Here is a 13569-nt window from a genome sequence, read left to right on the forward strand (position 1 = left end):
CCGCCGCGTGGCACGAGGAGGGCGACCCCGCCGTCGTGGTGCCGCCACGGCTGCTGGCCGACGTCCGGCACCGGCTCAGCGGCACCGCGGGCGGAGCCGGTCCGGCGGGGCCCACGCCGGACGACCTCCCGGCGGCCGTGCGGGCCGCCGCGCGTGCCGCGGGCCTCGTGCTCGGCGACGAGGGCGCCCACGCCCTCGTCGCCGCCACCCGGGACGCGCTCGCGGGCGCCGGCCCGCTGCAGCCCCTGCTCGACGACCCGGCGGTCACGGACGTGCTCGTCAACGGCCCCGAAGACGTGTGGGTGGAGCGGGCGGGGACCCTGCGGCGTGCCGACCTCGCCCTCGGGACGGTCGAGGACGTCCGCGCGCTCGCGGTGCGTCTCGCCGCGCTCGGGGGGCAGCGGCTCGACGACGCGGTGCCCACGGTCGACGCCCGGCTGCCGGACGGGACGCGGCTGCACGCGGTGCTGCCGCCGGTCGCGGACGGCTGCGCGCTGCTCAGCCTGCGCGTCGTGCGCCCCCGCGCGTTCACGCTCGCCGAGCTGACCGCCGCCGGGACGCTGGCGCCGGGGCTGGCCGAGGTGCTGGCGGCGCTCGTGGCGGCACGGGCCTCGCTGGTCGTGTCGGGTGCCACCGGGGCCGGCAAGACCACGCTGCTGGCGGCCCTGCTGTCCCTGGTGCCGCACGACGAGCGCGTCCTCGTCGTCGAGGAGTCCGGCGAGCTCGCGCCCCGGCACCCGCACGTCGTCCGCCTGCTGGCCCGCCGCGCGAACGTCGAGGGCGCCGGCGGCGTCGACCTCACGGACCTCGTCCGGCAGGCGCTGCGCATGCGCCCGGACCGGCTCGTGCTCGGGGAGTGCCGCGGGGCGGAGGTCGCGACCGTGATGGCCGCGCTCAACACCGGGCACGAGGGCGGCTGCGTCACGGTGCACGCCAACGCGGCGGCCGACGTGCCGGCACGCCTGGAGGCGCTCGCCGCGCTGGCGGGGCTCGACCGGGCGGCGGTCGCGGCGCAGGCGTCGGCCGCGTTCGAGGCGGTGCTCCACCTCCGGCGGGTGCCGGGCGGCGGTCGTCGCCTGGTGTCCGTCGGGGTGCTGGGTCGCGGCGGCGACGGCACGCTCGTCGTCACGTCCGCCCTGGAGGTGGGGGCGGGCGGCGGGGTCACGGCCGGGCCGGCCTGGGCCCGCCTGCAGGAGCGGCTCGACGTGCGGGGCCCGGTGTGAGCACGGGCGCGGCTGCGGCAGCCGTGCTGTCGGTGGTCGCGCTCGTCCTCCTGCTGCTGGGGGGACCGGCATCGTCGCGCACGCCCGCCGTGACGGCGCGGCCGAGCGCCGCAGTGACGGGCGACGACCGCGACGAGGAGGCGCGGCCGGGGGCGCGTGGCGGGCGGCGACGGCGCGAGGGGCTGACGCCCCGGGGCGCGACGCGTCGCCCCGCACCACCGCTGGACGCCGTCCTGCTCGACGTCGCGGCCCGGCTGCGCGCCGGGGTCGCGCCGGCGGCGGCCTGGTCCGCGGTGCTCGGGACGGCCGCCGGGCCCGTCGGCGCGGACGGGGTGCCCTCGGTGGGCCAGCTCGGGGCGGCGGGGACCCGCCGGCCCTCGCTCCGGTCGCTCGTCCGACGAGATGCGGAGGCGCCCCTCGGCGACGCCACGCCCGGCGCGGTCGAGGCGGCGGTGGTCGTGGCCGCCGCCCGACTGGCCGGGACGCTCGGCGCGCCGCTCGCGCCCGTGCTCGAGCACGTCGCCGACGCGGTCGCCGCGCAGGCCGACGTGGACGGGGAGCGCCGCGCGGCGGTCGCGGGCCCGCGTGCGTCGGCGGCGCTGCTCGGCCGGCTACCGCTCCTCGGGGCCGGTGTCGGGCTCGCGCTCGGCGCGGACCCCCTCGCCGCGGCGACGGACGGCGGACCGGGGACGGCCGCCGTCGTGCTCGGCGTGGTGCTGCTCGTCGTCGGCCGACGCTGGTCCGCGGCGCTGCTGGCGCGCGCCGAGCAGGCCGGGCGCGCGCCGTGAGGCGGGTGCGTCGCAGGGTACGGGCGCTGGGCGTCGGCGTCCCGCCGCGCCCCTCGCAGGCGCCGGCGGCTGCCTCGCCCGGTGAGGTCGTGGTGCCGGAGGTGTTCGTGGTGGAGCTCGTCGCGGCGGCGGTCGGGACGGGCGCCCCCGTCCCGCGCGTCCTCGACGCCGTCGGCGCGGCGATCGGGGGCGGGCGCGGGCAGGACCTGCGCCGGGTGGCCGCGGCGCTGCTGCTCGGCGCGACCTGGGGCAGCGCGTGGGAGGACGTGACGTGGGCGTCCGGCCTCGCGGCGGCGCTCGCGCCCGCCTGGGCCGGAGGAGCGCCGGCGGCCCCGGGTCTGCGCGCGCTCGCCGACCGGCGCCGACGGGAGCAGCGCGCCGCCGCCCGGGCGGCCACGGGCGCGCTGGGCGTCCGGCTCCTGCTGCCGCTCGGGACCTGCCTGCTGCCGGCGTTCGTCCTGCTCGGGCTCGTGCCCGTCGTGCTCTCGCTGCTGCAGGACCTGCTCGGGTGAGCGGCTGCGCGCCCCTGGGCGCGCCGGGACGCCCGCGAGCCGTCCCCAGCCCGCCTCCGACCGCGTCGTCCCCGGACCCGAGGAGCGCCACCACGACGGCGGGGGCGCATCCGGCACCGTCGTCCTGCGGCGGCCGCCGGGGCCGCCCGGGAGGAGGGACAGATGATGAGGAGCACAGGGGCGCGCGGTCTCGTGCGGGCGGCAGGTCGGCTGCGCGGTCTGCGGCACCGGGGGCGGGTCGTGGCGGGATGGGCGCGCCGCCGGGGCGGCCTCGGCCCGGACGCGGGCATGGCCACCGCGGAGTACGCCATCGTCACGCTCGCGGCGGTCGGCTTCGCCGGGATCCTGCTGGTGGTGCTCAAGAGCGAGCAGGTGCGCTCGCTGCTGCTCGGCATCGTCCGCGCGGCCCTCGCGTCGTGAACGCGTGGCGTTCCCCCGGTCGCGCGGTCCGGCCGGCGCACCGCTCCGCTGAGGAGCGGGTGCGGGTGCCGGTGCGGGTGCGTGGGGCGCACCGGCGGCCGAACCGGCGTGCCGTCCGGCCCACCGGGCGGGACCGGGGGAGCGTCACGGCCGAGCTCGCGCTCGCGCTGCCGGTCGTGGTGGTGCTCCTCGCGCTGGTGCTGGCCGGCGGAGGCGCGGTGGCCGCGCGGCTGGCGTGCGAGGACGCGGCACGTGCCGGTGCCCGCGCCGCCGCGCTCGGCGAGGGTGCGGCGGAGGTGACAGCCGCGGCGCAGGAAGCCGCGGGTGGGGGTGCTCGGGTGACTGTCGCACCGTCCGGGCCCTGGGTCACCGTCACGGTCAGCAGGGCGGTGACGCTCGGCCGTTGGGCCACAACGGTGCGGGTGTCGGGCTCGGCCACGGCCCGGGCGGAACCGTGACGCCCCCGCGCTCCCCGGTCCGTCCCGGCACCGGCGGGCGGGCCGGCGGGCGTCCGGGCGAGCGGGCCGCGGGACGGGCCGGCAGCCGGACCTCGCCCGCGGACCGCGGGTCGGGGACCGCGCTGGTCCTCGCGCTCGCCGGCGCGGTGCTCGCCGTCGCGGCGGTGCTGGCGGTCGCCGGGGGGTCGGTCGTCGCGGCCGCCCGGGCGAGCACCGCCGCCGACCTCGCGGCGCTCGCCGGGGCCGCCGCAGCGCTCGTCGGTGATGCTGGGTGCGGGACGGCCGGCGCGACCGCGGCCCGCAACGGGGCGCAGGTGGTGAGCTGCGTCGTGGTGGTGGACGGCTCGCTGCGCGTGTCGGTGCGCGTCACCGCACCGACCGGCGACCTGGTCCGGCACGCGCGTGCGGGCCTGCGGTGAGCGGGGCGCCGCCCCCCCGGGCCCGCACCCGGTCAGGGGACCGCGAGGGGCTCCTCCGCCCCCTCGGCGTCCTCCAGGTCCCCGTCCGGCGGGCCCGGGACGTGCGCCAGCACCACGTCGAGCAGGCGCAGCGCGGCGGCCTTCTCCAGCGGGTCGTTGCCGTTGCCGCACTTGGGGGACTGCACGCAGGCCGGGCAGCCCGACGGGCAGGGGCAGGTGGCCAGCACGTCCCGTGTGGCGGTCAGCCAGCGCTCGGCCAGCTCGTAGCCCCGCTCGGCGAACCCGGCGCCGCCCGGGAACGCGTCGTGCACGAAGACGGTCGCCCGACCGGTGTCGGCGTGCAGCGCCGTCGACAGGCCGCCGAGGTCCCAGCGGTCGCACGTCGCCAGGAGCGGCAGCACGCCGATGGCGCAGTGCTCAGCCGCGTGCAGCGCCCCGGGGGTCAGCTCGACGGTGACCCCGGCCTCCAGCAGCACCTCCGCCGGCACGGACCACCACACCGACGCGGTGCGCAGCGTCCGGGCGGGCAGGTCGAGGTCGTCGCCCCCGACCACCTGCAGGTCCGGGATGCGCTTGCGCTGGTAGCCCAGGACCTGGGTGGTGACGTCGACCATGCCGAAGGACCACGTGACGGGGCCCCAGGACGTGCTGCGGGCGGTCTCGACGACCTCCGTCGTCGTCACCCAGCGGGCCCACGTGCCGTAGTCGACGTCCCGGCGTGTGACGAGCGCGACGGCGTCCGCGAGCTCCAGGCGCTCGACGACGAACGACTCACCCTGGTGCACGTACACGGCCCCGTCGTGCACCTGCGCGTCGGCCGACGCCGCGTCGACCGTGCCGAGCACGCGACCGGTGGCCGCCTCGATGACGCGCACGGGGTCGCCGCCCGTGCCGCGCAGGTCCGTCAGGCGCGCGGCCTGCTCCGCGTGCGTCCAGTACCAGCCCGACGCCCGGCGGCGCAGCGCACCCTGCGCGACGAGCACGTCGAGCAGCCCGGCCGCGCGCGGGCCGAAGAGGTCGAGCTCCTCGCTGCGGACCGGCAGCTCCTGCGCCGCCGCGCACAGGTGCGGGGCGAGCACGTAGGGGTTGCCGGGGTCGAAGACGGTCGCCTCGACGGGCGCGTCGAGCACGGCCTCCGGGTGCGTGACGAGGTAGGTGTCGAGCGGGTCCTCGCGGGCCACCAGGGCGACGAGCCCGTCGGCACCGGCACGGCCGGCGCGGCCGGCCTGCTGCCACAGCGACACCCGCGTACCCGGCCAGCCCGCGAGCAGCACCGCGTCGAGGCCGGAGATGTCCACGCCGAGCTCGAGCGCGTTCGTCGTCGCCAGGGCGCGGATCCGACCCGTGCGGACCGCGGCCTCCAGGGCCCGTCGCTCCTCCGGCAGGTAGCCGCCGCGGTACGCCGCGACGGTCGCCGGCAGCGCCGGGTCGACCTCCGCCAGGTGCGCGCGTGTGGCCGCCGCGACGGACTCCGCCGCACGGCGCGACCGCGTGAAGGCCAGCGTCCGGGCACCGGCGCTCGTGAGGTCGGCCAGCAGGTCCGCCACCTCGGCGGTGGCGGTGCGGCGCGGGTGGTCGCCCGACCAGGGGTCCTCCTCAGGCAGCAGCGACGCCCACGGCGCGGACCCGTCGCGGCCGGTGCCCTCCTTCGCGGGGGGCTGCCACAGGACCATCGTGCGGCTGCCCGTCGGGGAGCCGTCCGCCGTCACGGCCGCGACCTCGTCGGGCTCCACGCCCACGAGCCGGGCGGCGCTGACGGCGGGGTCGGCGGTCGTGGCCGACGCGAGCAGGACCGTCGGGGCGGCGCCGTACGAGGCGGCCAGCCGCCGCAGCCGCCGCAGCACGAGGGCCACGTGCGCGCCGAAGACCCCGCGGAACGCGTGGCACTCGTCGAGCACGACGTAGCGCAGCGACCCGAGCAGCCGCGCCCACCGGCGGTGCTGCGGCAGGAGCGCGAAGTGCAGGAAGTCGGGATTGGTGAGCACGACGTCGGCGTGGTCGGCCACCCAGCGCCGTTCCTCGCGCGGGGTGTCGCCGTCGCACGTCGCGACGCGCACGTCGGTGACCGCGCCCGCGCCGAGCAGCCGGTCCAGGGCCGAGAGCTGGTCGGCGGCGAGCGCCTTCGTCGGGCACAGGTAGAGCGTCGTGGCGCGGCGGCCGACGGTCTCGATGCGACCGCTCGTCGCCGCCGGCGGCGGGGTGACGGCGGCGCGGGCGGCGGTCAGCGCCGGGAGCCAGAAGGCGAGGGACTTGCCCGACCCCGTCGACGTCGCCAGCACGGTGTGCCGGCCCGCACGGGCGTGCTCGGCCGCCTCGACCTGGTGCGTCCACGGGCGGTCCACGCCCAGCGCGCGGTAGCCGGCCACGACGGCCGGGTCCGACCAGGCGGGCCAGTCCGCCGACCGGCCCTCGCGCGGCTCGGTACGGCGCAGGTGGGTGACCCGGTCGGCCCGTCGCCCGTGCGCGACGAGCACGTCGAGCAGCGCCCCGGACTCCACGGCCTCCATCCTCGCACCGCCCGGCGGTGGTCCCGGTGGACGGCTCACGCCGGGCCGGCCCCGGCTCCTCAGGTGGGCGGGACCGTGTGGGTGCCGCCACCTACCCTGGCCCGCATGCCACCGCCCGCGCTGCGCGTCGAGGAGGTCGTCGACCTCGTCGGGCCGGCGGCGTTCACGCGGGGGCTCGAGTACGCCCACCGCGGGCGCGTCCGCAGCCGGTCGTGGGACGCGGCCGAGCAGCTCCTCGACGCGGTGGTGGCGGGCTCGGCGCCGCACCCCTACGTCGTGCGCGTGCGGTTCCGGGGACGGACGGTCCGGGCGGCGGACTGCACGTGCCCGGTCGGCGGGTGGTGCAAGCACGTCGCGGCGGCGCTGCTGCAGCGCACGGGCGACGGGACGGGAGGCCCGGTCGGCGTCGCGGGTGCGGGGACGGCGGCAAAGGGACCCGCGGGCGCGGGCACCGGCGCCAGGGGGACGACGGCCCCGGTGTGGAGCGCGCTGCTCGACGGCGTGCTCGCAGCCCCTCCCCAGGCGTCGGGGCCCGCGCGGACCGTCCGGGACCTGGCGCTCCTCGTCGAGGTGCAGGACGACCCGGCAGGTAGCCGGCTGCGTCCACCGCGGCCGCGACGGCTCGCCGCGCGGCCGGCCGTCCGCAGCGACCGGGGCGGCTGGGTCCGCACCGGCGCCGCCTGGTCCGACGTCCTGCACGGCTACGCGCTGACGACACGGCCCGAGCAGCGGGCCGCGTTGCGCGCGCTGCACCGCGTCACCGAGGAGGACACGCCGTACCGCTGGGGCGCGACCGCCGCCTGGATCGCCCTGGACCGGGCGCCGGGACCGCTCGTCTGGGCGGCGCTCGAGGAGCTCGGTCGGCTCGGCGTGCCGCTCGTGGCCCCGAAGGCCCCGTTCCGTCCGGTGACGCTGCTGCCGGGCGCCGTGCGCGCGGTGGTGGACCTGCGGGAGGTGGAGGGGGAGCTCGTCGTGCAGGCGCGCCTGCTGCTGCCGGACGGCACGGCGCCGGAGGTGCCGGAGCCGGCACCGGAGGCGCTGGGCCTGGTCGGCGCGCCGGAACCGGTCGCCGCGTACTGGATCGGCGCCTCGGGCGACCTCGTGCTCGCCCGGCTCGACGGGCACGTGGACCGGCGGGCGGAGTCGCTGCTGACCCTCCCCTCGCCGCTCCGCGTGACCGGGGGGACGACGGACGCGTTCTGGTCGGGCTACGCCCCGCGGCTGGCCGCCGTACTCCCCCTGACCAGCAGCGACACGTCGGTGCGGGTCCCGTCGCCCGCGCGCTGCGTGCTCCGGCTGGAGCTGGTGCCAGGGGAGGACCTGACCGTGGCGGCGCGCTGGACGTGGGCCTACCGCGGGGAGGAGGGCGGCGGCCCGCCGGCCGTGCCGGTCGGGCCGCTCGACCGGGCGGCGCAGCCGTGGCGCCGCGTCGACGACGAGGCGAGGGTGCTCGCCGCGACGTCGGCCACGGTCGACGCGGCCCTGGCCGCGGCAGCGCCGACCGTGCTGGGCTCGTCCGAGCGCCTGCGGGCGGCCCTCGTGGCGCCGCTGCTCGTCGGGCGCTCCGACGGCCGCTTCGACGACCACGCCGACGGCCGCTCCGACGGGGCGGTGCTGCAGGCGTGGGACGGCGTGACCCTCGCCGGGGCGGTGCTGCCGGCGCTCGCGGACCTGCCGGACGTCGAGGTGCGCGCCACCGGTCCGCTGCCGGAGTTCCGCGAGGCGTCGGCACCGGTGGAGGTGCACGTCCGGACCTCCGCCGGCGGTACCGACGACGGGAGGGACGACGGCACCGACGACGCGTCCGGCTCCGCGACCGACCTCGCCCCCGGCGCGGCGACCGACGTCACGCCTGGTCCCGTCGCGGCCGCACCCCGGCTCGGCGGGGACCGGGACTGGTTCGACCTGTCCGTGACGCTGCGCGTCGACGGGCGCGACCTGCCGCTGGCCCGCGTGCTGACCGCCATGGCCGCCGGGCAGGACCGGGTCATGCTCGACGACGGCCTGTGGGCGCGCGTCGACGGCCCGGCCTTCGAGGCCCTGCGCGCCCTGCTCGCCGAGGCGCGGGCACTGGACGACCCGCGTCGGGCCGCCGGCCTGCGCGTGAGCCGCTACGACGTGTCCGCGTGGGACGAGCTCGAGGCGGTGGGCGTCGTCGTCGAGCAGGCCCGGGCGTGGCGGTCGGCGGTGGAGCGGCTCGCGACGCTGGCCGACCCCTCGTCGGACGTCGAGGTGCCGCCGGGCGTCGCCGCCACGCTCCGGCCCTACCAGCGCGCCGGGTACGCCTGGCTGCGCCGGCTCGCGGAGTCCGGTCTGGGCGGGGTGCTCGCCGACGACATGGGGCTGGGCAAGACGCTCCAGGTGCTGACCTTCGCGACCTGGTACCGGACGACCACGGCAGGCCGGGCCGGCCCGGTGCTCGTCGTGGCCCCCACGTCCGTCGTCGGTGCCTGGGCGTCGGAGGCGGCCCGCTTCGTGCCGGACCTCGTCGTTCGCACGGTGGAGGCGACGGCGGCGCGGCGCGGGACGTCCCTGGCGGAGGTGGCCGCAGGGGCGGACGTGGTCGTCACCTCCTACGCGCTGTTCCGGCTCGAGGCCGACGAGCACCAGGGCGTCGGCTGGTCCGCGCTCGTGCTCGACGAGGCGCAGACCCTCAAGAACCACGCCTCGCGCGGGTACGCCGCCGCGCGGACCCTGCCGGCGCCCCTGAAGGTGGCGATCACCGGCACGCCGCTGGAGAACTCGGTGCTGGAGCTGTGGGCGCTGCTCGGGCTCGTCGCCCCGGGTCTGCTGCCGTCGCTGCAGCGGTTCACCGAGCGGTACCGGACGCCCATCGAGCGCGAGGGCGACACCGCGCGGCTCGCGGACCTGCGTCGGCGCATCCGCCCGTTCCTGCTGCGGCGCACGAAGGAGGACGTGGCGGCCGACCTGCCGCCGCGGCTGGAGCACGTGGTGGAGGTGGAGCTCGCGCCCCGGCACCGGGCGCTCTACGACCGGTACCTGGCGCGGGAGCGGCAGAAGGTGCTGGGGCTGCTGGACGACCTCGACGGCAACCGGTTCGCGGTGTTCCGGTCGCTCACGCTGCTGCGCCGGCTCGCCCTGGACCCGTCCCTCGTCGACGAGCGGCACGCGGGGGTGCCGGCCTCCAAGCTCGACCACCTCGCCGGGATGCTCGAGGAGATCGTCGCCGACGGGCACCGCGTCCTGGTGTTCTCGCAGTTCACCTCGGTGCTGGGCCGCGTCCGCGAGCGGCTGGACGCCGCGGGGACGGCCTACGCGTACCTCGACGGCGCCACGCGCCGGCGGCCGGAGGTCGTCGAGCGGTTCCGCTCCGGCAACGCGCCCGTGTTCCTCATCAGCCTCAAGGCCGGAGGTGCCGGCCTGACGCTGACGGAGGCGGACTACGTCGTGGTGCTCGACCCGTGGTGGAACCCGGCGGTCGAGGCCCAGGCCGTCGACCGCGCGCACCGCATCGGGCAGACCCGGCAGGTGATGGTCTACCGGCTGGTCGCGGCCGGGACGATCGAGGACAAGGTGATGGCGCTCAAGGGGGCCAAGGCGGCGCTGTTCGCGTCGGTGCTGGGCGGCGAGGAGCTCACCGGCGGCCGACTGACCGCCGCGGACGTGCGCACGCTGCTCGACGCCGGCCGGTGACGAGCGCCATGAGGAGAGAGCGGGTGGCCCGGCCCAGCCGGGCCCGGCGCCCGGCCGAGGTGCGGGCCCGCGGGTCGCACCGGACGCGCGATCAGGTCGGGCGCCCGCCCTCGAGCTCCTCGAGCACGTCGACGGCGTCACGGTGGCCGGCCTCGGCCAGCGCGCGCAGGGTGTCGAGGTCCTCCTCCTCGGCCGCGACCTGGACGAGCTCGTCGAGGGCGGCCCGGGAGCCCGCGTCCGCGAGACGGCGCAGCTCGACCAGGTCCCGCCGCTCGCCGGCGAGCTCGACGAGCTGGTCGACGGCGTCGCGGTCGCCCGCTTCGGCGCGCTCGCGCAGCGCCGTCAGGTCCCCGTCGTCCTCCGGTCCTCCGTGCGTGGCCATGCGGCCCACGGTGGCCCGGAACGTGCCGCCCGGCAACCCCTGGCCGGGGCCGCGCCCGGGGACGACCGGCGCCGGGCGTGCGGCACCCGACGGAGGGGTGCGTGCCCCGGCGCGGCGGCCTACGGTCACGCGGAGGGGCGTCGGCCGGCGCCCTCCAGCTCCGGGACAGGAGAGAGCCATGCCCACCGCCACCCTCGACGGCACCGTCCTCGCGGAGGCCACCGACGACGAGGTCCTGCACATCGAGGGCAACGTCTACTTCCCGCCGTCGTCGGTCCGCACGGACCTCCTCGAGGCGTCGCCCACCCCGTACACGTGCCCCTGGAAGGGCGAGTGCCAGTACTGGACCGTCGCGTTGGACGGCACCCGGCTGCAGGACCGCGCCTGGTCCTACCCGCACCCGTACCCCACGGCCTTCGACCGCGTCGGCCGCGACTTCAGCGGCTACGTCGCGTTCTGGAAGGAGGTCCGGGTCTCCTGACGGACGACGCAGCACACCCTGCCGGTGCGACCACGGGGAGCGGGATGACCGGCGACGGGCACGGCCCGGTCCTCGACCTCAACTGCGACCTGGGCGAGGGCGACGGGCCGTGGCGCGGCGGTGAGCCCGTCGCCGACGAGGCCCTCCTCGACCTGGTCACGAGCGCCAACGTCGCCGCCGGCTTCCACGGCGGCGACGACGCCACCATGCTCGCCACCTGCCGCGCCGCCGCCGCCCGCGGCGTCGTGGTCGGCGCCCACCCCTCCTACCGGGACCGGGAGGGGTTCGGACGACGGCGCACCGACGTCGCGGCCCACGTCCTGCGGGCCGACCTCGTCGAGCAGCTCGAGGCGCTCGCCCGGCACGCCGCGGTGGCCGGCACCGGCGTCCGCTACGTGAAGCCGCACGGCGCGCTGTACCACCGCGTCGGGCACGACCCGGAGCAGGCCGGTGCGCTCGTGGAGGCGGTGCTGGCGGTCGACCGGGACCTCGCCGTCCTGGCGGCGCCGGGGTCGGTGGTGCTCGACGCGGCCGCGCGGGCGGGGCTGGCGGTCGTCGCCGAGGCCTTCGCCGACCGCGGGTACCGGGCGGACGGCTCGCTGGTGCCGCGAGGGGAGCCGGGTGCGCTCGTCGGCTCGCCGCGGCGGGCGGGTGAGCAGGCGGTCCGCCTGGCGACGACCGGCACCGTGCTGGCGGTGGACGGGACGTCCGTGGCCGTGTCGGCGCGCTCGGTGTGCGTGCACTCGGACACGCCGGGTGCGGTCGCGGTCGCCTCTGCCGTCCGCGCGGCGCTGACGGACGCGGGCGTGACGCTGCAACCCTTCCGGCCCCGGTGAGCGGACCTGCCGAGGGCTCGCCCGGAAACGCCGTGCCGGCGCTGGTCCTGCACCGGTACGGGCCCGACGCGGTGCTCGTCGACCTGCCCGACCTGGGGTCGGTGCGCGCGCTCGACGCGGCCCTGCGGCAGGCCGCACCTGCCTGGGTGCAGGACGTCGTCCCCGCGGCCCGCACGGTGCTCGTCCGGTGGGCCCCGCGCGGGCCGGGGACGGCGGACCGTGCGGCAGCGCTGGTGCGTGAGACATGGCGGCGGCGGGTGGCGTCCGGGGCTCCGCCGACGGGCGGCGACGCCCACCGCGAGGCGGGATGCGAGCAGGACCCGGCACCGCAGGACGAGCTGCGCCTCGAGGTCGTCTACGACGGCGCCGACCTCGACGAGGCGGCGTCGGCCACCGGGCTGACGCGCGACGAGGTGGTCGCGCGGCACGCCGCCGGGCGGTACACGGTCGCCTTCGGCGGGTTCGCGCCCGGGTTCGGCTACCTCGTCGGCCTCGACCCGGCCCTGGTGCTGCCCCGACGGGGGACGCCCCGGCCGCGGGTGCCTGCCGGTTCCGTGGCCGTCGCCGACGTCTTCACCGGGGTCTACCCCGAGGCGTCCCCCGGCGGCTGGTGGCTGCTCGGGCGGACCACGGCGGTCCTCTTCGACGTCGAGCGCGACCCGCCGGCGCTGCTCGTCCCGGGCCGTGCGGTGCGCTTCGTGCCGGTGCGCGAGGCGGTGGCGGCAGGCCGACGAGGGCGGCGGATGTCCGCCGGGGCCGCGGCCGGGAACGGCGGCGGCTCCACCGCCGTCCCCACCGCCGTCCCCACCGCCGTCCCCACCGCCGGCCCCACCGCCGTCCCCACCGCCGTCCCCACTGCCGTCCCCTCGGCCTTCCCCCCGCGCCCGTGCTGGGAGGTCCTCGCGACCGGGCCGCTCGTGCTCGTGGAGGACCTCGGGCGCCGCGGGCACGCGGCCGTCGGGGTGCCGCGGTCCGGAGCCGCCGACCCCGCGACGTTGCGCCGCGTCAACCGCGCGGTCGGCAACGCGGCCGGTGCCGCGGCGCTCGAGGTGCTGCTCGGCGGGCTCGTGCTGCGGGCGCGCGGGCCGCACGTCGTCGCGCTCGGGGGTGCCGACTGCGGTGCCGACCTCGACGGGGTGCCCGTGCCCCTGTACGTGCCGGTGCGCGTGACCGACGGGTCGGTGCTGCGGCTGGGGACGCCGTCGGCCGGGCTGCGGTCCTGGTTGGCCGTCCGGGGCGGGGTCGACGTCCCGCCCGTGCTCGGCTCCCGCTCGCACGACGTCCTGTCCGGCCTCGGGCCGCCGCCGGTCCGTGCGGGGGACGTGCTCGTCGTCGGGCAGCAGACCGACGGCTGGCCGGAGCCCGCAGCCCCCGGCGCGGACGGGACCGACGACGGGGCCGACGACGGGGCCGCCGACGGGGCCGTCGACGGCGGGCGCACCGACGTCCGTGGCGCGCCCGCGACGGGTCCGGTCGTCCTGGGCGCCCTGCCGGGCCCGCGCGCCGACCGCCTGGACCTGACGTGGGACGCGCTGGCGCGGCTGGTCCTCACCGTCTCACCAGACTCGAACCGGACGGCGGTACGGCTCGTCGGGCCCGCCGTGCGGCGCCACGCCGGGGAGGTCCCTTCCGAGGGGCTCGTGCCCGGGGCGGTGCAGCTGCCGCCGGCGGGCGGCCCCGTCGTCTTCCTCGCCGACCACCCCGTCACCGGCGGCTACCCGGTGGTGGCGGTGCTCACGCCCTCGGCCCTGGTCCGCGCCGCGCAGCTCCGGCCGGGCGACGCGGTGCGGCTGGACGTCAGAGGTCCGGACGCCTCACCGGATCTCTGACCGGATCTCTGACCGGACCTGCCTGCCGGAGGGGGTGCCGCGCCGGGCGCTGCAGCGACA

The 13569-nt window shown here is 79.0% G+C and carries 12 protein-coding genes; 10 read left to right on the forward strand and 2 right to left on the reverse strand.

The window, feature by feature from the left end:
• The first annotated feature begins 35 nt into the window (after positions 1 to 35).
• From BM048_RS06775 to BM048_RS06800, 6 genes are all read left to right on the forward strand, one after another.
• The gene (locus tag BM048_RS06775; protein WP_373308454.1) at positions 36 to 1223 is read left to right on the forward strand and encodes a TadA family conjugal transfer-associated ATPase; all 1188 of its coding nucleotides are present in this window, start codon (positions 36 to 38) and stop codon (positions 1221 to 1223) included.
• Positions 1220 to 2011, forward strand: coding sequence for a hypothetical protein (locus BM048_RS06780; RefSeq protein WP_239078930.1), 792 nt, complete (start codon positions 1220 to 1222; stop codon positions 2009 to 2011). The genes BM048_RS06775 and BM048_RS06780 overlap by 4 nt, the downstream gene beginning before the upstream one ends.
• Complete coding sequence (locus BM048_RS06785) at positions 2008 to 2523, forward strand: type II secretion system F family protein (protein WP_175499362.1); 516 nt, start codon at positions 2008 to 2010, stop codon at positions 2521 to 2523. Before BM048_RS06780 ends, BM048_RS06785 begins: the two co-directional genes overlap by 4 nt.
• A gap of 162 nt (positions 2524 to 2685) precedes the next feature.
• Positions 2686 to 2943 carry a DUF4244 domain-containing protein gene (locus BM048_RS19025; protein WP_090031753.1) on the forward strand — a complete coding sequence of 86 codons (258 nt, stop codon included), beginning with the start codon at positions 2686 to 2688 and terminating at the stop codon, positions 2941 to 2943.
• 65 nt (positions 2944 to 3008) lie between these two features.
• Positions 3009 to 3401 carry a TadE family type IV pilus minor pilin gene (locus tag BM048_RS06795; protein WP_244890635.1) on the forward strand — a complete coding sequence of 131 codons (393 nt, stop codon included), beginning with the start codon at positions 3009 to 3011 and terminating at the stop codon, positions 3399 to 3401.
• The gene (locus BM048_RS06800) at positions 3398 to 3820 is read left to right on the forward strand and encodes an Rv3654c family TadE-like protein (protein ID WP_090031754.1); all 423 of its coding nucleotides are present in this window, start codon (positions 3398 to 3400) and stop codon (positions 3818 to 3820) included. The genes BM048_RS06795 and BM048_RS06800 overlap by 4 nt, the downstream gene beginning before the upstream one ends.
• 32 nt (positions 3821 to 3852) lie before the next feature.
• Here the strand turns inward: BM048_RS06800 and BM048_RS06805 are convergent, their stop codons facing one another.
• Complete coding sequence (locus BM048_RS06805) at positions 3853 to 6327, reverse strand: DEAD/DEAH box helicase (protein WP_090031756.1); 2475 nt, start codon at positions 6325 to 6327, stop codon at positions 3853 to 3855.
• 105 nt (positions 6328 to 6432) lie between these two features.
• Between BM048_RS06805 and BM048_RS17765 the strand changes: the two genes are divergently transcribed.
• Entirely contained in the window at positions 6433 to 9981 is a 3549-nt protein-coding gene (locus BM048_RS17765; protein WP_139224351.1) for a DEAD/DEAH box helicase, read from the forward strand.
• A 91-nt stretch (positions 9982 to 10072) separates the two neighbouring features.
• Here the strand turns inward: BM048_RS17765 and BM048_RS06815 are convergent, their stop codons facing one another.
• A complete protein-coding gene (locus BM048_RS06815) occupies positions 10073 to 10363 on the reverse strand; it encodes a hypothetical protein (RefSeq protein WP_090032083.1) in 291 nt (96 codons plus the stop codon).
• A gap of 178 nt (positions 10364 to 10541) precedes the next feature.
• Here BM048_RS06815 and BM048_RS06820 point away from each other — a divergent pair, with 178 nt between their 5' ends.
• From BM048_RS06820 to BM048_RS06830, 3 genes are read left to right on the forward strand one after another with little or no spacing between them, the layout of a single operon-like run.
• Entirely contained in the window at positions 10542 to 10844 is a 303-nt protein-coding gene (locus tag BM048_RS06820) for a DUF427 domain-containing protein (RefSeq protein ID WP_090031758.1), read from the forward strand.
• Between the two features lie 44 nt (positions 10845 to 10888).
• Positions 10889 to 11680: a LamB/YcsF family protein gene (locus BM048_RS06825; RefSeq protein ID WP_090031759.1), complete on the forward strand. Its 792-nt coding sequence runs from the start codon at positions 10889 to 10891 to the stop codon at positions 11678 to 11680.
• On the forward strand, positions 11677 to 13509 hold the full coding sequence (locus tag BM048_RS06830) for a carboxyltransferase domain-containing protein (RefSeq protein WP_175499364.1): 1833 nt from the start codon (positions 11677 to 11679) through the stop codon (positions 13507 to 13509). The genes BM048_RS06825 and BM048_RS06830 overlap by 4 nt, the downstream gene beginning before the upstream one ends.
• Positions 13510 to 13569 lie beyond the last annotated feature (60 nt).

The sequence above is a fragment of the Cellulomonas marina genome (genome assembly GCF_900111925.1).
Classification (GTDB): Bacteria; Actinomycetota; Actinomycetes; order Actinomycetales; family Cellulomonadaceae; genus Cellulomonas; species Cellulomonas marina.

Bases quoted from the DNA above. Each gene is read 5' to 3' on its own strand.
- BM048_RS19025 (WP_090031753.1), top strand. From the start codon at position 2,686: ATGATGAGGAGCACAGGGGCGCGCGGTCTCGTGCGGGCGGCAGGTCGG.
- BM048_RS06805 (WP_090031756.1), bottom strand. From the start codon at position 6,327: ATGGAGGCCGTGGAGTCCGGGGCGCTGCTCGACGTGCTCGTCGCGCAC.
- BM048_RS17765 (WP_139224351.1), top strand. From the start codon at position 6,433: ATGCCACCGCCCGCGCTGCGCGTCGAGGAGGTCGTCGACCTCGTCGGG.
- BM048_RS06815 (WP_090032083.1), bottom strand. From the start codon at position 10,363: ATGGCCACGCACGGAGGACCGGAGGACGACGGGGACCTGACGGCGCTG.
- BM048_RS06820 (WP_090031758.1), top strand. From the start codon at position 10,542: ATGCCCACCGCCACCCTCGACGGCACCGTCCTCGCGGAGGCCACCGAC.
- BM048_RS06825 (WP_090031759.1), top strand. From the start codon at position 10,889: ATGACCGGCGACGGGCACGGCCCGGTCCTCGACCTCAACTGCGACCTG.